Source organism: Psychrobacter sp. CX90 (genome assembly GCF_057396305.2).
In genome coordinates this window covers 754,703-778,276 of record NZ_CM182008.1, presented here as the reverse complement: position 1 = coordinate 778,276, position 23,574 = coordinate 754,703, and the positions used below count along the sequence as shown (strand labels likewise).

Below are 23,574 nucleotides of genomic sequence, written 5' to 3'. Positions count from 1 at the left end.
AAATGTGATAAACTTTAGCGTTATTAATTTTATACCCGAATTTTTTAGCCCAATTTTCATTGCCTTATGCGGGCTGTTAAAAATTATCAATAGCCCCCATTTAGAAAGCACAGTGTTTTAAATATACCCTATTTTGAACATACAATATTTTCGCCTTCAGCCCTTAAAGGAGTTCAAGTGACTCAGCCTGCCAATAACACACAACCTAATTCTAATAAGTTTTTTAGCTCAGCTGATATTCGCCAAGCGTTTATAGATTTTTTTGTGAGTAAGCAGCATACACAGGTGCCCTCATCAAGCTTGGTACCATTTAACGATCCAACCCTCTTGTTTACCAATGCGGGTATGAACCAGTTCAAGGATTGTTTTTTAGGCTCTGAGAAACGTGACTACACTCGTGCCGTTACCTCGCAAAAATGTGTACGTGCAGGCGGTAAGCACAATGATTTAGATAATGTTGGCTACACGGCCCGCCATCATACTTTCTTTGAAATGCTGGGTAACTTCTCTTTTGGGGACTATTTTAAACAAAATGCAATTCAATATGCTTGGGAGTTTCTGACCTCAAAAGACTGGTTAGGACTCGATGAGAATAAGTTGTATGTGACTGTCTACGCAACAGATGACGAAGCCTTTGATATTTGGCATAACGAAGTTGGTTTAGCTGCTAATCGTATTATCCGTATTGGCGATAATAAGGGTGCTCCCTATGCTTCTGACAACTTTTGGGCAATGGGCGACACTGGACCTTGTGGACCTTGTACAGAAATATTTTATGACCATGGGGAACACGTTGAGGGAGGTCTACCTGGCACGCCAGAAGAAGATGGCGACCGCTATATAGAGGTATGGAATTTGGTTTTCATGCAGTTCAATCGTCAGCCAGATGGGTCAATGCAGCCATTACCAGCTCCCAGTGTAGATACTGGCATGGGGCTTGAACGCATCAGTGCAATTTTGCAAGGTGTTCATAGTAACTATGAAATCGATTTGTTTGCTAATTTAATCACTGCTGCTGCACAAATTCTTGAGGTCGAAAACAAGGGTCAAGCATCATTAAAAGTCATCGCTGATCATATTCGTGCCGTGAGCTTTTTGATTGCTGATGGTGTCTTACCAAGTAATGAAGGACGTGGGTACGTGCTTCGCCGTATCATCCGTCGTGCAGTACGTCATGGTAATAAGTTGGGTGCTACAGAAGGGTTTTTCTACAAGATGGTGTCGCCTCTTGTCGAGGATATGGGTCATGCCTATCCACAGCTGACTGAAAAACAATCCTATATTGAGGCCGCTATTGAAAAAGAAGAAGAGCAATTTGCCAAAACGCTGGCTCATGGTTTGCGTTTATTAGATAGCGAACTACAAAACCTAAAGTCCGGTGATGTTTTGTCAGGCGAAACTGCTTTTAAATTATATGATACTTATGGCTTTCCAGTTGATTTGACTGCCGATATTACCAGAGAGCGAGGTATCACTATAGATGAGGCAGGCTTTGATGAGCAGATGAATATTCAGCGTCAGCGTGCTCGTGATGCAGGAAAATTTGATGTTGACTATTCAAGTTGTATTAAAGCTGACATACCAACTGAATTTATTGGTTATGATCAATTGTTTGAAAAAGACATCAAAATTATTGGTGTTTACAAAGAAGGTAATGACGTAACCTCACTTAACGAAGGGGAGGAAGGCGTGATTGTTTTAGACCGCACTCCTTTTTATGCAGAAGGCGGTGGCCAAGTTGGTGAGGTGGGCGAAATTCGTACAAACAGTGGCGTATTTAGTGTTCAAGACACTAAAAAATCTGGGCAGGCCATTATTCATCATGGTGTGGTAAATATGGGTAGTCTGGAGATTAACCAAGTTGCTGAAGCACAGGTCATCTCAGCCCTCCGCGCAGCAAGTGCCCGCAACCACTCAGCGACCCACTTACTCCATGCTGCTTTACGAAAGGTTTTAGGTAATGATGTACATCAAAAAGGGTCACTCGTTACTAGCGACGTATTAAGGTTTGACTTTTCATTTGATTCGCCAGTAAGTGCAAAAGACTTAGCAACAATTGAACGTTTGGTAAACGAACAGATTTTAGCAAATGTTGAAGCAAAAATTGAATACATGGATATTGATGATGCAATGGCAAAAGGAGCAGCTGCTTTATTTGGCGAAAAATATGGCAAAACTGTGCGTGTATTGACAATGGGTACACATGAATATATTGATGGAAAAGACCTGCCTTTCTCTATCGAGCTATGTGGTGGGCTGCATGTTAAACGCACAGGAGATATTGGCTTATTTAAAATCACATCTGAAGCTGGAATAGCAGCAGGTATTCGCCGTATCGAAGCACTAACCGGTATTGGTGCACTTAAGTATGTTCAACAAGCCGACAGCCAATTAACCACACTAGCTAACCAACTCAAGACAAAACGTCATGAAGTAGCGGATAGAGTTAAATCCATGGCAGATAAGCAGCGTGAACTGGAAAAAGAGATCGAACGTTTAAATCAAAAACTCGCCAGTAGTCAAGCAGCCGCCTTGGTAGAGAATGTTCAACAGATAGCGGGACATAACGTACTTATCGCTAAAATATCTGGAATTGACGGTAAATCAATGCGAGGTTTGATGGATGATATGAAGTCGAAGCTACAAAATCATATCATCATATTGATTGGCGAAAAAGACGAACAACTCGCGCTGGCTGCGTCTGTAGGTAAAAGTCTGATTTCTACTATCAAAGCTGGCGATATTATTAGACACATAGCAACTGAACTTGGGGGTAAGGGTGGTGGTAAACCAGATTACGCTCAAGGTGGCGCACCAAATAGCCAGCAATTATCAAAATTACTTGACCAACTACCCCGCTGGTTAGAGTCACAGCTTATGACTTATGAGTAGTCACTAGGTTAAGAAAGTGTCCTCATTTAAATCATGAGGACCAGACCTACTAAACCTATGCTAAAGTCATAATGGTTAACACTTAATGATAAAGTCATTAAAGAAATGGATTATTTAATAAATTAGAAGTAATGAGTTCTTAAGCTTAATCACTAATGCCAAATTTAGGTATTAATATCAATAAGTTATAAATATAATAACTATTTACCATCATTAAACCCCTACTCTACCTTTGATGGTATGCCAAGGTTATGTTATAAAATACGACTGTTTTATGGCACTATGCCCATAAATCAAGTTTAATTAATAAATTGCATTGCAACTTTGTTTAATCGTCCAATTTTTTTAATGTTTTAATCTTTGGAATAAGCAATTCGCAATAGCCAAATTTTAAAAAGGGTTCAACATGGCGTTGATTGTACAAAAATATGGCGGTACGTCTATGGGCAGTATCGACCGTATCAAAAATGTTGCAAAGCGGGTAAAACGCTGGCATGACCATGGTCATCAAGTGGTGGTGGTGGTTTCAGCAATGAGTGGGGAAACAAACCGACTAATCGATTTAGCGTTTCAGATCAGTAAACACCCCAATCCTCGTGAATACGATCAAATGGTTTCTACTGGAGAACAGGTTTCAATCTCATTATTATCTATGGCAATTAACGAGCTAGGAATAGGTGCCCGTTCATTTACTGGTGGTCAAGTCGCTATACTGACCGATAGTATGCACAACAAAGCTCGGATTGAGCATATAGACAGCAACCATATTAAAAGCGAATTAGATGCTGACAATATTGTGGTTGTCGCAGGTTTTCAGGGTGTGGATGATAAAGGTAATATTACTACCCTTGGGCGTGGGGGATCTGATACCACAGGGGTGGCTTTGGCAGCCGCACTTGGAGCCGATGAATGTCAAATTTACACCGATGTGGATGGGGTTTATACCACAGATCCAAGGGTAACCTCTAAAGCACGTAAGCTTGATAAAATTACCTTTGAAGAGATGTTAGAAATGGCCAGTCTAGGTTCAAAGGTATTGCAAATACGAGCGGTTGAATTTGCTGGTAAATACCAAGTACCTCTACGTGTTCTCTCAAGCTTTGATGAGAGTCTTGATGGTAGTTTTGACGAAAATTTTCGCCAGAATGTTGGCACACTGATTACAGTAGACGAAGGAGACGACATGGAACAGCCAGTCATTTCAGGCATCGCATTTAATAGAGATGAAGCTAAGATTGTAGTGCGCGGTGTGCCTGACCACCCCGGCGTTGCTTCTTCCATTTTAACACCAATTAGTAATGCAAATATTGAAATAGATATGATCCTACAGAACCTTTCTACTCAAGGTTTAACGGACTTTACATTTACTGTAAACCGCCCAGATTTCGATAAAGCGTTGAATATCCTAGAAGACGTAAAAGAAGATATTGAAGCTAAAGAAATTCATGGTGATAGTGATGTGGTTAAAGTATCTTTAGTTGGTGTGGGGATGCGCTCCCATGCAGGAGTCGCTAGTAAGATGTTCCAAGTTTTAGCTGAAAATAATATTAATATTCAGATGATTTCTACCAGCGAAATCAAAATTTCTGTATTAATTAAAGAGCAGTATCTGGATAAGGCTGTTAAGTCTTTACACACCGCCTTTGGTCTAGATAGAACAGATGGCGAAAGCAAAGTTGCAGGAATTTAAACTTCAGGCTAAAACATTTTGTTGTATGTTTAGATATATGAAAGAGCTTTAGTAGCTCTTTTTATCATTTATTATAAGCAGATTAAAAAGCCAAGCATTATTAACGGACTGAGTTACATAGTTTAAATTAACTGTAACCATAATTAATGCATATTTAATGACAGTTGCTTAATAAATGATTATAATGTCATGTTCTGTTGCGGCCCAAAGTATCATTATTTTGAGTATCAGTATGATGAGATATTTTACTGTATTTCAGGGCAAAATATTGATGTATGCCGTAATTTAGGCTGACTTACAGATATGTTTGCATATTTTCATGCTACTATATTTGAGATGGCTCTAAGCATATAGGATTACCTCTTTACAGGGCAAACTTTAAGGGCAACGTTATGTTTAAATTTACTTATGACATTTGTCATTCTTTTTTATTGCGACATAAGGAGTGTGACGCATGTTAATTTTAACTCGCCGTGTTGGCGAGACTCTAATGATAGGTGATGAAGTTAGTGTTACTGTTTTAGGCGTTAAGGGAAATCAAGTTCGAATTGGTGTTAATGCCCCAAAAGACATAGCTGTGCATCGTGAAGAAATTTATCAGCGCATTCAACATGAACGTGCAATGCAATCTCAGATGCAGCACTTAGAGCAAGACAGTTTCCCTGCTTCGTTTGACGATGATGATTTCTTTAATCGTTAATATTGCAACTTTAAGTCTTTTGTTAACGTTTTTATAGTGTCTTAGTTAGATTGATGCACTATTTTAAATTACTTTAATTGACAACCATTAATTGATGATAATGAGACTGTTATGAGTATCCGTTATTCTGACGTATCCGCACTTTTAAATGGGTTGAATAAGAAAGCAATCGGTTTTAATGATGTTATAAATTTCATCGATGATTTTTATCGTTATACCCCCGTTAAATTTGTTAACGGGGAGGTTCACAATTATCCAGGACAAAATGAAGGTAGTGCAAAGATATTTGGTTTTGCCAAAATTCATGGTCTAAGTCAGTTAGATACGCTAAAACTATTTGGTGAACATTATGACTCTGTTTTAGCCTCACCAAATGGTAATGATCATGCTAATATCCGTAACTTTATGCATTGGGGTTGGCAGGCATTTCTGATGGAAAAAAATCCATTGACACCGCGCCCTGAAGTTAATGTAGCAAATATTTAATAACCTAATTATAAACACTTTGCTTATAGTTTATCTTGGCAATAAAAGAGGCTAACGTGTTAGCCTTTTTTATCGCCTCTCGTTTTGTGCAATGATCTATAAGCAGCTGATATTTAGTATAGCCAAAGTCGTATGAAATACAAAATGTATCTGAAACAGTGATCAGGTAACAAATAATGCGATATTTGGATGAATACTATATTTGTCTAAATGCCTTTTTTAACAGGGTATTTTAAAAGGTCATTTTTTGAACTTTACCGGCTGAATTTGACCTGTAGGATTGGGAAGATTGGGGTAATGATGATTATGTTCAACATCGCACTCCTCCCCGACTATGGTGCCATCTTCTTTCACCGGCTTATGTATGAAACCTATACGTTCTTCCGCAGGTAGGTTTTCATGCTCCCAAACCATCACTGCTTGTAGACACGTTTCACGCTGTTCAGCGGTCAATTTTGTACCATCTGGCCATTTTCCTATCTCAATGGCTGTACGAAAAGATGCCACTACCTCTGGTGTCATAGCGGCTAAGATATTTTCTTTATTCATTTTTATAAAACCTTTTAAATTCAATTAGCTTACAGGGGCTGGCTGCCCACTACTCATTATTTAGTCTTAAAACAATGTTTGTGATACCTAATCCAAATCATCTAATGCAAACTCTTCAGCATGCACGTTCCAATTAAGTTTGGTACGACATGCTTCATAAAAATCAAAGCCGGGAGGATGTAGTAGTGTCAGCTTATCAGGATGCTTGCGGATATATAATCTATGATGCTGATCTAATGAAATGCTTGGTTTGCCATCCGCACTGACCATGGGTTGAGTACGGTTATCTTTATGAATTCTAATAATGATTTCACTTTGACCACTAACCACAATAGGGCGACTCGATAAAGTATGTGGATGCATTGGGACTAGACAAATTGCATCCATACTTGGATGTATAATTGGTCCTCCACCTGATAATGCATAGGCAGTTGACCCAGTAGGCGTTGCTACTATCAATCCATCACTGTGCTGTCGATAAACATCTAAACCATCAATTTTCATTTGAAAATCAATCATGTGTACTGATTTACCAGCATGAAGCACGACATCATTTAGTGCCATGTCCTGATGAATGACTTTATTATTTTCGTGAACTTCCATCATTAATAAAAAGCGTTGATCAAGCTGATAATCTCCCAACAACACTTGACGCAACTTTAAACCCACTTCATGGGGGTTCACATCAGTCAAAAACCCAAGACGACCACGGTTTACACCGAGTACTGGAACTCTATAGCGTGCTAGTGATTGAGCAGCGTGAAGAATCGACCCATCACCACCGACAACAATAACAAGGTCACAAAATTCGCCAATTAAACTTCTCTTTACAATTTGATACTCGCTTAGCTGATCCAGATCTAAATCAGGCAAACTTGCAGTATCAGAATCTATATATAAACTCAGTCCCATAATATTAATCTTATGGGCAACCTCTTTTATAGTGTTCACGACACTGCGTTTTTTAGCTCTACCCATGATGCCAATTCGTCTAAAAGCAGGGTTTTTAATAGAATGAAAGTGAGGCGATTCAGTTAGGTTTAATAATTTATCAGACTGGGCGGAATTTTCCATAAGAATTCAGCTTAATAAGTTAATCAAGTTATAATACTTTTTGGCTAAGGATGTTAAAATAAGCGTGTTACATAGAGCTTTTAACATAGGGCGGTTAAAATAGACATTTTATATAAAAAAAATCTAAAACATCCATAAATTAAGTCGTAATCTAATGGTAGACTTAATCATTCTAAAAGTATGATTTTGTAATGAACGCAATGAAGACCATTCAATTTTTATTAGGCCGCAAGCGTACCATATTATTAAAGCTTTCGCATTAAATGGCTCTATAACATTCTTTTATAATTTACGATGAATTGTTAATCTTAGAGTTATTATATTTCAAAAATCATTTATCTTTTAGTAGATTACGGTTTTTATATATTCACAAAAATTTACTATTTTTATTTAGTTTAGTTATCATAATAAATATATTCATGTTTTTGCCTTTATTTAAGAACTATTAAATTATCGCCCATCTTTTATGGTCATTATTCAACATAGTCATTATTCAAATTATTAAGGAGAGTATTATGGCAAATCCTATTGTCAGTCGCACTGATCTGGCCGTTGGCGGCGAAGCGATGACGGTAAAAGGCGTCATCCGTAAAACCACTTTTTTATTGTCACTTAGTGCCATAGCGGCTCTCGGTTTTTTCTTCTATATCCTTAGCGGCTCTATTAGTGCTAGCATGGCTCAAATGGTAACGTTTGGCAGTATGTTTATTGCCTTTGGCTTAGCTATGTTTATAACGTTTAAACCTCAAAAGGCCAAAACATTTGCCGCCCCATATGCAATTCTGGAAGGTTTATTTCTAGGCGGCGTATCTATTATGTTTATGGGTATTGACCCAAGTATTCCGACAAATGCACTGGCCGCCACCTTTGTTACTGCGGCTGTTATGTTAGGTCTATATCGTTCCGGCATGATTAAAGTGACCGAAAAGTTCCGTTCAATCATGATGTCAGCCATATTTGCAATTATGTTACTTTACATCGTTCAATGGGGTTTTGTTCTTTTTGGCTCTAGCCTACCCTTCTTGTTCAACGGTGGTATGATTTCGATTGGATTTAGCCTATTTGTAGTCGTTATTGCTTCATTTAGTTTATTATTAGACTTTGATAACATCGAACGTGGTGTTGCGATGGGTGTCTCTGAAGATTATGAATGGGTATTTGGTATTGGTGTGTTAGCAACACTAGTATGGATGTACTTTGAGTTTATGCGTTTGCTTAGCCACTTTAATGACTAAATTATTTTTTCAATTATGTATAAGTTGTAAACAGTCTTAATTTAACAAGATGTTCATTTTAAAGGCTGCCGATCACGGCGGCCTTTTTGATATTTCATTCATGCTACTCTTTTTTTAGGCGCAGAGCGTTTAGCACGACAAACAATGAGCTTATAGACATGCCAATGGCTGCAAGCCAAGGGGGAACATAGCCAAAAGCAGCAGGAAATAAAACAACTACGTTGTAGCCAATAGCCCAGCGTATATTTTGTTGAATAATAACTTGAGCCTTATCAGCGACTCGTTTAGCATCATATACAGAAGCCACTGCACCATTTAAGATGACACTGTCACTCGATACTTGGGCTAAATCAGCCGCACCAGCAATAGCAGTAGAGATATTAGCAGCGGCCAAAACAGGCGCATCGTTTATACCGTCTCCTACCATCATTACCACATGACCAGCTTGTTGTAGCTTTTTAATATGGTTGACTTTATCTGATGGAGACAATCCTTTGTACATTTGATTCACACCCAACTCAGCAGCAACTTTATTAGCATGATCACTGGGGTCTCCTGTTAAAATAAGGGTTTCAATATCTTTGGCTTGTAGCGCAGCTATCATCTCTGCCATGCCCTCTCTTATGCTGTCGCTGAAATAGTACAAGGCAAGTGGCTGCCAGATGCCTTCTCTTTTTTGTTTTTCTTTTATTGCCTCTATATTTTGACAATCCCATCTAGAAAGCAGGACTGCCGAGCTGGCGTTATGTGCTTTAAGGTTGATATCAATGTCACAGTGGTTATCTACAGCCGAACTGACACTATCATTTTGTAGGGCAAAGTCAATATGTCCCAAACGGTATTTGTTATTTTTACCAATGCCCGCTACTTGTGCCTCAATACCACCTGCAGGATAATGTGTAAGCTTAGTGACAGAAGGAAGATGCAATTGATACGCAGCATCTAATAGCGCGCTAGCAATGGGGTGTCTACTGCCTACTTCTAATGAGGCAGCGATAGCCAATAAATCATCCTTGGTATGATTAAAGTTGGTATGATTAAGCGAACCTTGTTGAGTCGTTAAATTATCGATAAACAACAAGTTTGGCTTACCGTAAGTTAACGTCCCTGTTTTATCAAAAGCAACATGGCTTATCTCGCCCAAGGTTTGGATAGTATGCCCTCGAGTGGTCAAAAACCCATAACTGGCTAACCGATTTGTCGATACCGTTAATGCAATAGGTGTTGCCAGTGATAAAGCGCATGGACAAGTGGCGACTAATACAGCAACTGTTGCCCAAATTGCTTGCGAGGGATCAATAAAGTACCACGCTACGAATACGATAATTGATAGCAATAAAATTCGGGCAATAAACCACCTAGCCCATTTGTCCGCTTGCTCAGCTATTTTAGGTTTTTCACTCATTGCTCGGTTCATTAACCGGTCAATTAACGCAATTTGGCTATTTTCAGGTAAGGCAGTTACTAGCATAATAAAGGGCTGACTGTCATTTTGTGAGCCACCGATAATGTTATCACCCCGTTTTTTTACGATAAGATTACTCTCACCTGTTAGCAAACTTTGTGATACTGTCGCTGTCTCACTACACAGCACTCCATCTGCAACGACTTCAGACCCCGCCTCAATCATAATAACGTCGCCAATTTTTAAAGAGTGAGATGTGACCATTTGAGTCGCTGGTAAGGTATCACTTCCTCTTGTATCTATATTTTTAGATGATTTATCTTCTGGGCTTGATAGGTCAATTATCCGTGTTGAATGCCCTAGATCTTCTAGATGGGTTATCTCATTTGGTTCGTTAGCCTTTATTTCATTTGCTGAAATATAGTTGCGTTCACTAGGCGCTGAATTTTGAGCATGTTGAATCAACTCGCCCAACTTTTTCAGTTGGCTAAGCTTGCTAAGGCTGATTGCATGACTTGAAAACGCCTCTGTTATTGAAGACTTATTAAGAGCAGTGTCTTTTTTAGAAACATTATTGGTATCAAGGTAGAGGTCAAGACTACCATTATCTTTATTATTTTGGCGATCTACATTGAAGCTACTGGTATTGGGCTCAGCGGCGCTTGCTTCATTACTTTTGTTTAAAGCATTATTGGATAATGCATCGACTAACGAGAGAGCCAACTTTGGTTCAGAGGTTATCTTTTGTACAATGGTTGGTTCAACCACTACTAAGTCATTCGCCATATTAGCGGCTTTTAAGCGGGCATTATGCTCTATATACTTTCCTGCAAGCAAAAAGAACACAAACATGCTGACTGAATCAAAATAGGTGTCGCCCCCACCGGTTATAGTTGCGTATAAACTTGCAAAAAAAGTTACGGTTAAAGCGATACTAACCGGCACATCCATATTAACTTGGCGAATTTTTAAGGCAGACCATGCAGAGGTAAAAAAGGGAACGGCTGAATAAAAGAAAACAGGTATGCTGACAAATAATGATACCCAACGTAAAAAATCCCGCTGCTCAACTAACATGCCGCTGTAATTACCAAAATATATTCCAACGGCAAACATCATCGCCTGCATCGCCCCTAAAGCCGCTATACCTAACCGAATCATCATGGTTTTGTTGTAACTTGCCAGCATCGCTTCATGTGTATCTTGACGATAAGGTTTGGCATCATAACCAATCTTATTAATCGTCATTAAAATCTCACTAATGGGCAACTTTTTTTCGTCCCATATAACTCGCATACGTTGGTTAGTTAAATTAACCTGACACTGCTTAATCCCATCAAGCTCATAGAGTCTTGATTCAATCAACCAAGTACAGGCAGCACAGCGCAAATTATTAACGGACAATTCTGCGACAGATGCCCCCTCCTGTGAATAGATAAACTGGGACTTGATGTCATCATGATCGTAAGCTTGCAAACGTTCGAGCTCAGTGGGCATACTGGCTGTTCTATTAATCTCTGAACGGTCTAAATAATATTGCTCTAACCCTGCCTCTACGATACTCTCTGCCGCTAACTGACAGCCCATGCAGCACATTAATCTAGACTCGCCAAGTATAAATGCAGTAAAAGGGGGGGTTGGGACGGGATCACCACAATGGAAGCAGCAGCCTTCATCTGGCAATACTAAGTCGTTAATATCGTAAGCGACTTGGTTATTCATAATCGCGGAAGAAGGAGCATTATGCTTAAGCGAAGGCACGTTATTCTGATGAGTCATATTATTGTATACAGCACTAAATATTGAACAAAAAGTATGTGCTATTGTATCAGGTAAAACCGTGGGGTAAGTTTTATAAATAAGAATTTGCCACAAGTTACCTTATCTTAATTCATCCATCATTGAATGGTTAACGCCAGTCGTATGACAGTTTAAAGTACTGAAAACATAAACATCATTTTGATTTATACTTTTTCATTTGGCACCCTGCGTTTGTAACTATCATAAATGTACCCTTAAGTAGTTTGAGTTATGTGTAATATCAATGAAAAAGATGAAATAATGTTGATTTAATTGTGTATTAACCTTAACCACGTTGAAAAAATCATTGTTTTAAGTCATTATAATCTGGTCTTTTTTTAGTTGGTAATTCTATCGTGCAAAGCAATTCATCTTATCCAAAATTAACCTTAGCAAAGCAAGCGTCAGCGGTTTCCCAAAATAAATTCAGTTTATCCAATAGCCCTGCTGGCAAACCAAACCAAAGCCATCAACGCGGGGTGGTTTTTAGCTTGTTATTATTAATCATCTTGATTGTAGGTATGTTGCTTTTAGCAATGTATCTTATTAAACAAGATAGAGTGATTACCGCTAAGTTTGAAGGTAAACGCTGGAATATACCTGCTAAAGTTTTCTCACAACCTTTAGAGCTCTATAAAGGAGCACCGCTAACCAGTAAAAATCTAGAATCTTGGCTTGGTATGCTTAATTACAAAGTGAGTGCCAACTATAAACAAACCGGTACTTATAGTAAATCTTCTAGCCAATATACAATACATACTCGAGGTTTTAAATATAGTGCCAATGATGTTGACCCAGACCAAGTCATAAAAATTAATATCCAAAACTCGCAAATTACTAGCATCAAAAGTACGCAGCCGAGTGATACGGGTATTGTTCGCATTGAGCCTATAACCATTGGTGGGATTTATCCGGATAATAATGAAGACCGAATGGTCGTGGCCATTGAAGATGTTCCTCAACCCCTAATCGATGCTCTAATTTCAACTGAAGACCGTAGTTTTTATGACCACAAAGGTGTATCAATACGAGGTATTGCTAGGGCTGTATTGAATAATTTAAAAGGTCAATCTATGCAAGGGGGCTCTACCCTAACTCAGCAATTGGTTAAAAACTTTTATTTGAACTCAGATCGCACACTCAAACGTAAAGCCAATGAGGCAGTTATGGCATTACTGCTTGAGCTACATTATGATAAAGATGAAATTTTGCAAGCCTATTTAAATGAAATTACTTTAGGTCAAAATGGTAACCGTTCAATTAATGGCTTTGCGTTAGCGTCACAGTTTTATTTTGATCAGCCTCTTAAAGAGTTACGACTTGATCAACAAGCTATGTTAGTTGGATTGGCTAAAGGGACGACTGCTTATAATCCAAGACGTAACCCAGAGCGTGCCCTTGAACGTCGTAATACCGTACTTATGAATATGCTGACCATGGGGAAAATTGACCAATCGACTTATGATGAAGCAATTAAAAGGCCGCTAGATGTTGTTGAAAAACCAAACGTCGGTAAAAGCCGCTTCCCTGATTTTTTAGATATAGTAAAACGAGAGTTAAAGGCTAACTACCACCAAGAAGATTTAAAAAATGAAGGGTTACGTATCTTTAGTACCCTTGACCCAATCGCACAATCAGCAGCTGATTCAGCAGTTACCAAACAACTTAAAGCATTACGTAAGAAAAGCGCTAAAACTAAATCTTTGCAGGCAGCATTGGTCAGTGCTAATCCAGCTTCAGGCGAACTTGTAGCTGTTGTAGGTAGTGGAAGTGAATTTACTGGGTTTAATAGGGCCGTTGATGCCAAACGACAGGTTGGCTCCCTACTAAAGCCTTTCATATATATGACCGCACTAGAGAGCGGCAAGTATAATTTAGCGAGTCAAGTTAGTGATAATCCGGTGACGGTGACCTTATCAGATGGTACTACGTGGTCTCCTAAAAACTACGATGGTCGAGATCATGGATATGTTCCATTAACTATAGCATTAGCCAAGTCCTATAACCAAGCGGCGGTTAATGTGGGTATGGAATTCGGTATAGGTACTTTCATCAATCAGCTCCACCGCTTAGGTATCACAACTGAAATCCCCACCTATCCCTCGGTTCTATTAGGATCTGTTGAGCTTAGCCCTATGGATATGCTTGGCGTCTACCAAGTGTTAGCGGCCGGCGGATTTCGTACCCCAATTATCAGTATTCGCTCAGTAGTTGATGACAGAGGAAAAATCCTACAACGTTCGGGGCTTGATACCAAACGAAGCGTACCACCTGATGTGAACTATCTTACCAATTATGCGATGCAAGAAGTGGTACGTAATGGAACTGCCAAGTCTTTACAATCTCTCGGAAGCCAGTTAAAGCTTGCTGGTAAGACAGGAACGACCAATGACTATCGAGATGCTTGGTTTGCAGGATATAGTGGCAACTATGTTAGCGTTGCATGGGTGGGGCGTGATGACAATAAGCCTATAGGTCTTAGTGGTAGTAGCGGCGCACTCCCTGTTTGGAAAGACTATATGGGAAGATTACGCCTGACTCCTGTTAATTTGGCCCAACCTGAAAACATTGAATGGATGTGGTTAGAAAACGGTACTGGTAAGCTCTCGCATGAAAGTTGTGCTCAAGCGAAGTATCTACCGGTACGTAGTAAATATATACCTGAGGAGGCTAGTGAATGTGCTATTAGGCTCTATCAACAAGAGCAGGCTCGTAAGCAAATTCAGTGGCTACAAAGTCAACAAGAGGCACTACGTGAACAAAGTAGGCAAGCTGCACCTGAACAAGGGGCTGGTGAACAACAACCTAATAGTCCTACTGAAAATGAAGATAATGTAGCCACGCCATCGGGAAATATAAGCAGTGAAAGTAATGGTCGTGAGCCTGCTAATGACAGTACTTGGTACGATCAGGCACTTGAATGGTTTTAAGTTTATCATTATTTGATCAATACAAACGTCTGTGCTGGTTTAAAAGTATAGACGATTCAATTTATATTCTGCTTTCATACTTTTAAACAATAACTTTTGGGTTTTCAAAATGCTGACTAATACGAATAATGATACTCAGAAAAAAATAGATAAGTTGCTAATAACGGCATCATGCTTTGGTTTCCTAACACTGACTGGCTGCCAAACAACCACTGGAGTGCCACACCCTCAACCAAATAAAACCACAAACTACCCCACCATTTATCAAGCAGATTCGCAGACTATCAATGAGGGCTCTCATCAAAGTACCCAACATCAAAGTACAAAATTAATCCAAAATAAAAACAAGCCTTTACAACAGCCTAGTAATGACACTATACAAGAGCAACCTAGCGATTATACAAATCCATCACAACCTGATTTATCTGCCCCTACTCCTGAATCCAGCTCTAAAACAAATAGCAAGAAATATGACCAACAACAACCAGTTATCCCAAGTATTAGCGAAAATAAACCTTCATCCGATAAACCTAATTCTATCTATATCATTAAGCCCCCAGAAAATGATGCCAAAACAGCAAGACAAATACTTCTAGAACAGGCAAGACAAAATTCGCAACAAAAGACAATATCTTCAAGAGCAATTCAAAACGGCGATAATATTCCTGCATTTAGAAAACTAATGAACACGGGAGTTAGACAACTTCGTCAAGGTCAGCTATCCTCAGCCCAAAGCACTTTTACTAGAGCACAACGTCTCGCACCACAATCTTCAGCGGTTTACTTCTATTTAGGGCAAGTTGCCTTGAAACAAAATCAAGCCTTAAAAGCGGAAGCGATGGCAAGGCGCGGTTTAGTTGTTGCTCAATCTACTTCTAGAAAAAAAGCCCTATGGCAGCTGGTGTTAAAATCTGCTCAAATGCAAGGCAATCAAAGAGTCATCAATGAAGCTAGGGCTGCTTTATCTAAATAAGTAGCGCCTGTAAACTTTTATTAGAACATATCAAGTACTGCTTATAATAGGCAAGCCTTTAAGGATTTTTATGAATTGGCAACAACTTTATCTACAATGCGAAAAAAAGGATGTTGAGTTAGCAGAGAGCTTGTTACTCGAGGAAGGCGCACTTTCTATAAGCCTAGAGGACGCTGGAGATCAGCCTTTATTTGAACCTCTGCCTGGACAATCACCACTTTGGGATAACGTTGTCTTAACGGGTTTATTTGAAGCAGGCAGCGCGCACAGTATTGAAACAATAGCCCATGATATCGCTAGTCAAATTAATGCCAGCCGTGTTTGGACAACCCCACTTGAAGATAAAGATTGGGAACGAGAGTGGATGTCTCACTACAATCCGATTGAATGCACTAATAATTTGTGGATTGTGCCAAAATGGATGACACCCCCTAATCCGAATGCCATTAATATAATGATGGATCCTGGTCTAGCATTTGGTACAGGATATCACGCTACCACTCGCCTTTGTTTAGATTGGTTGTCCGATCAAGATGTTAGAGATAAGGTTATTATTGATTATGGCTGCGGCTCAGGAATATTAGGCATTGCCGCTTTATTATTAGGCGCTAAACAGGTTTATAGTGTTGATATTGATCCTCAAGCTGTCCTGTCAACCAATCAAAACGCTGAACGCAATGGGATTAAAGATAAACTTAACGCCTATCTGCCAGAGGACTTCTCAAAAGAGCTTAATAACAATAATATTCTCGACTCGGATATCATTATTGCCAATATATTGGCTAAGCCTTTAATCGATCTAGCTCCTTATTTTGCTACTTTAAGCAAACCAAATGGTAGTATCGTGCTTTCTGGGCTAATTGCAGACCAAGTTAATGATGTCATAATGGCCTATGAACCTTGGTTCGATCTTAGCTCGAATCATTCGTATGAGAAATTTGAAGATGCGCATTGGCATCGCCTGTCAGGCAAGTATAAACTGTAGCGATAGATAGCAACATCTGCTAGTATATATAAGATAATTGGACTGAGATTATCTAAAATTGTCTATAGCTGCAATGCGTAATTAATGCTGTCAAGTCTTTCAAATATAATCTTTAAAGCTTTGGTAAACTTTAACAATTAAACATAAATCAATAATACAATTCCAATTATTACGGATGTTACATTAACCGACTCTACTATTAGCAACTTTGTAGTTCGTTGATTATATTTTTATTAGAGCCCCTTAAATTTTTATGAATGACTTTATTTACATCCAATGCCCTAATTGTCAAACAAAATATCAAGTCAGCCTCGATGTGGTTTCTGCTGGAAAGTCTAAGGCTAAATGTGGACACTGCCAGACTTCTTTTACTATTAAAGAGAACATGGTCAATCATTCTTTTTTGGATACTACTTATCAAAAAAATAGCCAAAACACCCCGCAAGACAATAAACACACAACACCCCTTTCCCAAGAAAATATTGGCTTAAAACAATCTAATGATTCTCAAAATTATTTAGAGAGTTTTGCCATTAACGACACTGATAAATTCGATTTCGAAGGAGAAAACCCTTTTTCTGATGATTTTGGTGATGAATGGTCGAAGCCAATCACAGAACTTCAGACCAAAGATAAACTTTATGATTTAAGTAATACTCACATAAATAATAAAAAGGATACTTATGCCTCTTGGTCTATTAAACGCCCTCCAATAGATTTAAATGGCGCCCCTCCTTATTATGTTAGCACTAATGCAGATCTTAGCATTCCATTTGAACATATAACTTTCAAACCTGTCTCGTCTAAAACAAATTTTGAAAAGCTAAGTAAAAGAGCAAAGGCCGCACCCTATATTACGCCTTTTGTTTGGTTTATAGGCTGTTTGTTTTTGACGCTTCTTTTAATCGCTCAATACACATTCTTTAACCTAGATAATTTGGTCAAAAATCCATCACATAGGCATTATTTACAGAGCTTCTGCAATATTTTAACATGTGCCATACCTAACGCAGATATTTCTAAAATTTCAATTACAAACCAGATATTTAAACCGAGTAGTATTAAAGCAAATGCTACTGACATTATGGCTGCCATTACTAATATGAGCAGGGAAGATCAAATATTTCCAAACATCAAAGTAAAGATTTATGGATCAAAAGGTATTATTGGTGACTTTATAGCCTTGCCAGAAGAATACTTGCTAACACCGCAACGTATTATCGGGCACTCACAGCTTAGTATTTTTATGCTAACGGTACCTATTGAAAAAAGAAACATTAGTAAAATAGAGATTACCCCTTTCTACTAACAACTGTTTCTTAGCAATTTTCCATTAAAAACTCTCTAACGACACTAATATTATCTTCCAGCTCATAAAGGTCAGCTGACATTAAATACAGTTAACCTTAATCAATTAATAGTATTATAATGCTTCAAGGCATTACTGCCACAAGGTATACGCTTTTGTAAAATATACTGCATGCTTACGTCGTTTTATTCAGCACATGCTGATAATAGTTCACTAATATTAAATAATTCTATGCCTTTTTTGTGTTTTTAATATTATATTTGCTCGGGATAATTAGAATGGATATAACTACCTCAACGCCTAGTCAAGAATCTATTGTTGAGAAGGCTATTAAAAATGGAGATTCACTTCATATTTGTCATACTTCAGCAAAAACCCCTCTACGTGACCATGTACATGTAGCAGTTACCCAGTATTTATCAGAATTAGACGACCAACTTCCTACCAGCTTATATCAAACAGTCATACAAGAAGTCGAAAGACCCCTATTGGAGGTGGTGCTTGCAAAGACACAAGGTAATCAATCTAAATCTGCGAAAATTTTGGGGTTAAATCGCGGAACTTTGAGAAAAAAACTAGAATTATATGGACTCATGTGACGTCTAGAGTTGTCTTAAAAAAATTAATTTTTAAAAAATAGATGCTTACGTGAATGGCATACTTTTTTGTTACGTCAAGTTTTAGCCACCTTAATTTTTAGCTTGGAAAACTTTAAGCTGCAAAAATTCACAACCTTTAAGCCAAAAAGCGCTAGTTAGTTGCTAGGAAAATATAAGTTTAACTTTGTTATAATATCTAATTTTTTTGATTCTACACTCTATAAATATTATCTGTTTATGCGTGTGTGTTGAACGAGTGGGAATACACCTCTAACTTTTACGCCACTCTTAAATTCTTCTATCAGGTCGTTTAAATTACATTACCTATCCTAAATAATTGGAAACTACTATGACTACAAAGCCCTATGCTCTTATTTCAGTTTCAGACAAATCTAAAATTGATACTTTTGCTCAAGGGTTACTTGATGCTGGCTATGATTTACTTTCGACAGGAGGCACTTATCGTTTATTATCTGATAAAGGGATAGCGGTAACAGAAGTAGCTGACTACACTGAATTTCCTGAAATGATGGACGGGCGCGTAAAAACACTCCACCCTAAAATTCATGGTGGTATTTTAGGTCGCCGTGGTCAAGATGATAGCGTAATGACTGAATACGGTATACGACCTATTGACTTAGTTATTGTCAATTTATATCCTTTTGCTCAAACAGTTGCAAATCCTAATGTTACCAAAATCGATGCCATTGAAAATATTGATATTGGTGGACCCACTATGGTCCGCGCGGCCGCCAAAAACCATGAGCATGTTGCCATTGTTACTAATCCAAATGACTATGAGAAAGTGTTGAGTGAGCTCAAAGAAGCAGGGCATCTCTCACAAAAAACCCGTTATGATTTAGCCGTTAAAGCGTTTGAGCATACTGCTCACTATGACGGTATGATTGCCAACTTCCTCGGTAGCCGTCTTCAATCATTTGAACAGCCTGAAGATTTTTCTCGTACTTTTAATGTGCATATGACCAAGTTACAAGATTTACGTTATGGAGAAAACCCGCATCAAAAAGCAGCTTTTTATGTAGAAGATAGTTATTCTCGAAATAGTAACTCCCGAAATAGTAAAAATGCTATAGCTAGTATCGCAACTGCTCAACAACATCAGGGTAAACAGTTATCATATAACAATATTGCTGACACTGATGCGGCACTTGAATGTGTAAAATCATTCGAACACTCAGCTTGTGTCATTGTTAAGCATGCTAATCCATGTGGTGTAGCTATTCATTCTGATCAAACTCAAGCGTATAAAATAGCCTTTAGTACTGATCCTGAATCTTCATTTGGCGGTATCATCGCCTTTAACCGGCCGTTATCACCTCAAACTGCACAAGCTATTATAGATACTCAGTTTGCTGAAGTTATTATCGCACCCAGTATAGAAGAAGGTGTTCTAGATATTACCGCTAAAAAGAAAAATGTACGTGTATTAACTTGTGGTAATTTACCTAGCCCGCTACAGCGTCAACCCCAGCTTGACTATAAACGTGTAACTGGGGGCTTACTTGTTCAAAATCAAGATCTTGATCTGATAACTGAAAGTGAGCTTACAATAGTAACGGATCTTAAGCCAACCGCCGATCAAATTGAAGACTTATTATTTACTTGGACCGTCGCCAAATACGTTAAGTCTAATGCTATTGTATATGGTAAAGAAAAACGCACAATAGGTATTGGCGCCGGACAAATGAGCCGAGTTAATTCAGCTCGCATTGCAGCGATTAAGGCAGAGCATGCTAATCTTACTACTCAAGGGGCAGTTATGGCATCAGATGCATTCTTCCCATTTAGAGATGGTATCGATAATGCAGCAGGTGTCGGAATAAAAGCCATTATTCAACCAGGAGGCTCGATTCGAGATGATGAAACTATTGCGGCCGCTAATGAGCATGGCATCGCCATGGTATTTACAGGTATGCGTCATTTCCGTCATTAAAAGTAAATAACTTTTATACATATTCTTTATCTTTTATGCACATTCTTTACATTGGACTAAAAAGAAGCCGTCAATATTGACGGCTTCTTTTGTTACCTATTATATAACGGGACTTTACAGGCATAAACGTTCACAGATATTCAGACCTATTATGTTTTATATTCCTGCAATCTCATTAATAACACTTTCATTTTTAACCACCTTAGTCGCCGTTTCTAAGTAATCCAAATAATCAGAAAACTCCTCAAGTCCACGACTTTGCTTCTCATTACCAGCTACCATCATACGCTCAGCCGCAGAGACTTGGTCCGCTGTTTTTTGATTAATAACATCCATTACTAATACAGTTGCGCCCATATCAGTGGCCTGCGAGGTAGCAAGTAATTTATCTGGTGTGGTATTTTGACTAAATACAACTGCTTTCTCAACAGAGGTTAGTTGAGGGGTTTGGCGACTGACTTCTCCTAAAGATTCAAAGCTAATATCGACCGCATCTAAGCCGCCATTATTCACTTTTAATGCAATATCTTTAGCTTTAGCTAGAGCTAACTCTGTAGCCTTCTCCTTCACTAAAATCTGTTTGATATCTGCAGCAGCTTGTTCAAGTGTTAATGGTTTAATGGGACGATAATTAGTAGGCTGTACCCATATTATCTGATTATTTACTGAAATGCTGGTGCTTACTGACTCGTCATGTAATGCGAACTCATCAAAAGCTGCCTCAATTATTGCAGGTTGATTCAGTACGGTCGTATTGCTAAGCTCAGTATAGTCTTTTAGTGTTTTTACCTGCAACCCTTCTTGCTGTGCAATATCTTCGATGCTAACACCGTCTGTTGCCATCTCGTTAATTCGAGTAATCTTATCGGCTATGAACGATTCTCTTTTTTGAGTTTCAGCCCGAGTGACTAATTCTTCCCGCATACTATCTAGCGAGGGTATGTCATTACCTTCAATATTAGTAACTTGAAAAATCTGGTAGCCAAAGCTAGTTTTTACAGGACCAGAGACTTCCCCTTTTTTTAGGTCTTTTATTGCCAAAGCAACTTTTTCGCCATCTTCTCCAAATGCCTCAGGGTTAAATGTACCAATATCTCCGCCCTTTTTTCGGCTAATAGGATCTTCAGAGAACTCTTTAGCAAGCACAGAGAACTTCTCACCATTCTTTATACGTTTTTGTATTTTTTCAATTGTACTGGTCGCATTTTCTCCCGTTAACAATATTTGACTTAATTGTTGAGTATACTGATCGCCATAAGATGTTTTAAAAAGATTATATTGAGCTTGAATATCCTCTTCCGTAACTGGCTCTAAAGCTGTTTTCGCGGGATCTAAAACCACATATGATAAATCAACCATTTTCAAACTATTTTGTTCATTAGCATGTTCTTTGTAGTAAGCTTCAATCTCATTGTTGTCAACTGAAACCTGTTTCTCGAAATTTTTCCATGGCAATCGATGTACCCAAACGGATCGGGTTTTTAGATGTAAAGCTAAAAAATTATCGACCTGTGAGTTTGGATAAATGGCAGTTTGGACAATACCTGAAAACAATTGTCTTACATTCAGCTGTTGTCTATAGTCCTCGAATAATTGATCTTTGGTAATACCTGCTTGCTTTAAAGCATAGGCAAATCGCTCATTAGAAAATTGGCCATTTTCATCTAAAAACTGCGGATCTTGTATCAGCATATCGTTGATTATCTCATCCGATAAATGCATGCCCAGTTTTTCTGAATGCTGACGTAATAATGCTCTGTTAATCAAGCCTTTTAAAACCTCTTCATTCAGCTGAGCATTATTGATATAGCTTGCGTCAATACCTGAAGCTGCAAGCTCACTTCGTTTATTATTGATAGCTTCTTGATACTCAGTGCGTGTAATGACTTGATCACCCACTTTGGCCACATCATTTGCGCTTGATCCGCCACTAAAATAGCTTTCAAGCCCAAGTATGACTAAAGGCGACAAACAAATTATAAGAAGAATTCTACCTGGCCAGCTTTTTAAAAAATCTCGAATGGAATCCATAGCAATCATCAATTAATAAGTTAAAATTAAAGTATCGCAATATCATACGTGAAAATAGTCTAGCACACAAAAAAAACGCACCCCTAGGTGCGTTATTATTTACATTTAAACGTATTTAAGTAAGCAAAAATTATTTGCTTAGTTTAAACGATCTTTAAGACCTTTGCCTGCTTTAAAATGAGGTACACGGCTTGCTGGAATTTGTAGTTCTTCACCAGTTTTAGGATTACGACCGGTGCGGGCTTTGCGATCTTTAACGCTAAAAGTACCAAAACCAACCAACGAAATTGATTCATTATTTTCTAAAGCTTCGCCTACACTTTCCATCATGGCATTCAATGCCTCTGACGCTTGGGTTTTATTAAGACCACTTTTTTCAGCGATGCTATCAACCAATTCTGATTTGTTCATAAGGTATTCCTTCAAAATGAATGTAATTCAACGTAAATTTTATAGCTTAACAAAAAAATAAGCAACAACTTAACCCAAAAAAATGACGTAATGATGACAAAACGTAAACTTTTCAAATAGAGTAATTTCTAATACATTAAGCGGTAAATGCAGTTATAGCAAGGGGCACAGCTTTGTGCAAGTAATTTTACACAATATTTCTCAAATTAGTACTTTTTAAGCTATTTAACGGTCTATTTCAAGAAAATTTACGCTATTTTAAGAAAGTTAAGGCTTTATCATATCAGCTATTAAATTTTTAGTAAGTAACACTTGTGACACTTTGGTCACAAACGATAGCAACTTTAATAATAGATAATTTAATTATGGAAAAAATTTAAAAAAACTTAGGGCATATAAATGAATTGCAGTTATCAAAGTTGAAAACATGAATTTTTTACGTTATATATTAAAAAAGACTCCGCACATAATGCGATCAAGATTATTAAATCAACAAGCTGACATTAGTCATCGTTTAAATGAGCTATGGTGCGACCTTTCAATATGATATT

General features: G+C 38.2%; 16 protein-coding genes. 11 read left to right on the top strand and 5 right to left on the bottom strand.

The features are described from left to right. Nucleotides 1-177: 177 nt before the first annotated feature. The 4 genes from alaS (at nucleotide 178) to AC2SLN_RS03125 (ending at nucleotide 5,768) form a co-directional block, all read left to right on the top strand. Nucleotides 178-2,892, top strand: a complete 2,715-nt coding sequence (alaS, locus tag AC2SLN_RS03140; RefSeq protein WP_486548635.1) for an alanine--tRNA ligase — start codon at nucleotides 178-180, stop codon at nucleotides 2,890-2,892. 406 nt (nucleotides 2,893-3,298) lie between these two features. After that, entirely contained in the window at nucleotides 3,299-4,582 is a 1,284-nt protein-coding gene (locus AC2SLN_RS03135; protein WP_486548636.1) for an aspartate kinase, read from the top strand. 454 nt (nucleotides 4,583-5,036) lie between these two features. Beyond that, nucleotides 5,037-5,282, top strand: a complete 246-nt coding sequence (gene csrA / locus AC2SLN_RS03130) for a carbon storage regulator CsrA (RefSeq protein ID WP_486529946.1) — start codon at nucleotides 5,037-5,039, stop codon at nucleotides 5,280-5,282. Between the two features lie 111 nt (nucleotides 5,283-5,393). Then, nucleotides 5,394-5,768 (top strand): HopJ type III effector protein, encoded by a 375-nt coding sequence (locus tag AC2SLN_RS03125; RefSeq protein WP_486529947.1) that lies wholly within the window; start codon nucleotides 5,394-5,396, stop codon nucleotides 5,766-5,768. A 240-nt stretch (nucleotides 5,769-6,008) separates the two neighbouring features. On the opposite strand, the gene AC2SLN_RS03120 is transcribed toward AC2SLN_RS03125, so the two are convergent. Further along, nucleotides 6,009-6,317 carry a YeaC family protein gene (locus AC2SLN_RS03120; protein WP_486548637.1) on the bottom strand — a complete coding sequence of 103 codons (309 nt, stop codon included), beginning with the start codon at nucleotides 6,315-6,317 and terminating at the stop codon, nucleotides 6,009-6,011. Nucleotides 6,318-6,404: 87 nt separating this feature from the next. Then, entirely contained in the window at nucleotides 6,405-7,391 is a 987-nt protein-coding gene (locus AC2SLN_RS03115) for an NAD(+) kinase (RefSeq protein WP_486548638.1), read from the bottom strand. 515 nt (nucleotides 7,392-7,906) lie between these two features. On the opposite strand from AC2SLN_RS03115, the gene AC2SLN_RS03110 reads away from it, so the two are divergent. Beyond that, a complete protein-coding gene (locus AC2SLN_RS03110) occupies nucleotides 7,907-8,626 on the top strand; it encodes a Bax inhibitor-1/YccA family protein (RefSeq protein ID WP_486548639.1) in 720 nt (239 codons plus the stop codon). A 103-nt stretch (nucleotides 8,627-8,729) separates the two neighbouring features. Here the strand turns inward: AC2SLN_RS03110 and AC2SLN_RS03105 are convergent, their stop codons facing one another. Next, a complete protein-coding gene (locus AC2SLN_RS03105; protein WP_486548640.1) occupies nucleotides 8,730-11,810 on the bottom strand; it encodes a heavy metal translocating P-type ATPase in 3,081 nt (1,026 codons plus the stop codon). Between the two features lie 542 nt (nucleotides 11,811-12,352). Between AC2SLN_RS03105 and mrcB the strand changes: the two genes are divergently transcribed. From mrcB to purH, 6 genes are all read left to right on the top strand, one after another. Beyond that, the gene (gene mrcB, locus AC2SLN_RS03100; RefSeq protein WP_486548778.1) at nucleotides 12,353-14,761 is read left to right on the top strand and encodes a penicillin-binding protein 1B; all 2,409 of its coding nucleotides are present in this window, start codon (nucleotides 12,353-12,355) and stop codon (nucleotides 14,759-14,761) included. Nucleotides 14,762-14,870: 109 nt separating this feature from the next. Continuing rightward, complete coding sequence (locus AC2SLN_RS03095; RefSeq protein ID WP_486548641.1) at nucleotides 14,871-15,734, top strand: tetratricopeptide repeat protein; 864 nt, start codon at nucleotides 14,871-14,873, stop codon at nucleotides 15,732-15,734. Nucleotides 15,735-15,804: 70 nt separating this feature from the next. Beyond that, nucleotides 15,805-16,719: a 50S ribosomal protein L11 methyltransferase gene (prmA, locus tag AC2SLN_RS03090; RefSeq protein ID WP_486548642.1), complete on the top strand. Its 915-nt coding sequence runs from the start codon at nucleotides 15,805-15,807 to the stop codon at nucleotides 16,717-16,719. Nucleotides 16,720-16,972: 253 nt separating this feature from the next. Beyond that, on the top strand, nucleotides 16,973-18,028 hold the full coding sequence (locus AC2SLN_RS03085) for a zinc-ribbon domain-containing protein (RefSeq protein ID WP_486548643.1): 1,056 nt from the start codon (nucleotides 16,973-16,975) through the stop codon (nucleotides 18,026-18,028). Nucleotides 18,029-18,306: 278 nt separating this feature from the next. Beyond that, nucleotides 18,307-18,627, top strand: a complete 321-nt coding sequence (locus AC2SLN_RS03080; protein WP_486548644.1) for a helix-turn-helix domain-containing protein — start codon at nucleotides 18,307-18,309, stop codon at nucleotides 18,625-18,627. A gap of 349 nt (nucleotides 18,628-18,976) precedes the next feature. Continuing rightward, nucleotides 18,977-20,581, top strand: a complete 1,605-nt coding sequence (gene purH, locus AC2SLN_RS03075) for a bifunctional phosphoribosylaminoimidazolecarboxamide formyltransferase/IMP cyclohydrolase (protein ID WP_486548645.1) — start codon at nucleotides 18,977-18,979, stop codon at nucleotides 20,579-20,581. 156 nt (nucleotides 20,582-20,737) lie between these two features. On the opposite strand, the gene AC2SLN_RS03070 is transcribed toward purH, so the two are convergent. Next, nucleotides 20,738-22,612, bottom strand: a complete 1,875-nt coding sequence (locus AC2SLN_RS03070) for a SurA N-terminal domain-containing protein (protein WP_486548646.1) — start codon at nucleotides 22,610-22,612, stop codon at nucleotides 20,738-20,740. Between the two features lie 138 nt (nucleotides 22,613-22,750). Then, nucleotides 22,751-23,023 carry an HU family DNA-binding protein gene (locus AC2SLN_RS03065; RefSeq protein WP_486529958.1) on the bottom strand — a complete coding sequence of 91 codons (273 nt, stop codon included), beginning with the start codon at nucleotides 23,021-23,023 and terminating at the stop codon, nucleotides 22,751-22,753. Nucleotides 23,024-23,574: the final 551 nt, after the last annotated feature.

Bases quoted from the DNA above. Each gene is read 5' to 3' on its own strand.
- prmA (WP_486548642.1), top strand. From the start codon at position 15,805: ATGAATTGGCAACAACTTTATCTACAATGCGAAAAAAAGGATGTTGAG.
- AC2SLN_RS03110 (WP_486548639.1), top strand. From the start codon at position 7,907: ATGGCAAATCCTATTGTCAGTCGCACTGATCTGGCCGTTGGCGGCGAA.
- AC2SLN_RS03105 (WP_486548640.1), bottom strand. From the start codon at position 11,810: ATGACTCATCAGAATAACGTGCCTTCGCTTAAGCATAATGCTCCTTCT.
- AC2SLN_RS03070 (WP_486548646.1), bottom strand. From the start codon at position 22,612: ATGGATTCCATTCGAGATTTTTTAAAAAGCTGGCCAGGTAGAATTCTT.
- AC2SLN_RS03135 (WP_486548636.1), top strand. From the start codon at position 3,299: ATGGCGTTGATTGTACAAAAATATGGCGGTACGTCTATGGGCAGTATC.
- AC2SLN_RS03085 (WP_486548643.1), top strand. From the start codon at position 16,973: ATGAATGACTTTATTTACATCCAATGCCCTAATTGTCAAACAAAATAT.
- AC2SLN_RS03120 (WP_486548637.1), bottom strand. From the start codon at position 6,317: ATGAATAAAGAAAATATCTTAGCCGCTATGACACCAGAGGTAGTGGCA.
- mrcB (WP_486548778.1), top strand. From the start codon at position 12,353: ATGTTGCTTTTAGCAATGTATCTTATTAAACAAGATAGAGTGATTACC.
- AC2SLN_RS03125 (WP_486529947.1), top strand. From the start codon at position 5,394: ATGAGTATCCGTTATTCTGACGTATCCGCACTTTTAAATGGGTTGAAT.
- AC2SLN_RS03095 (WP_486548641.1), top strand. From the start codon at position 14,871: ATGCTGACTAATACGAATAATGATACTCAGAAAAAAATAGATAAGTTG.
- AC2SLN_RS03065 (WP_486529958.1), bottom strand. From the start codon at position 23,023: ATGAACAAATCAGAATTGGTTGATAGCATCGCTGAAAAAAGTGGTCTT.
- AC2SLN_RS03080 (WP_486548644.1), top strand. From the start codon at position 18,307: ATGGATATAACTACCTCAACGCCTAGTCAAGAATCTATTGTTGAGAAG.
- csrA (WP_486529946.1), top strand. From the start codon at position 5,037: ATGTTAATTTTAACTCGCCGTGTTGGCGAGACTCTAATGATAGGTGAT.
- AC2SLN_RS03115 (WP_486548638.1), bottom strand. From the start codon at position 7,391: ATGGAAAATTCCGCCCAGTCTGATAAATTATTAAACCTAACTGAATCG.
- purH (WP_486548645.1), top strand. From the start codon at position 18,977: ATGACTACAAAGCCCTATGCTCTTATTTCAGTTTCAGACAAATCTAAA.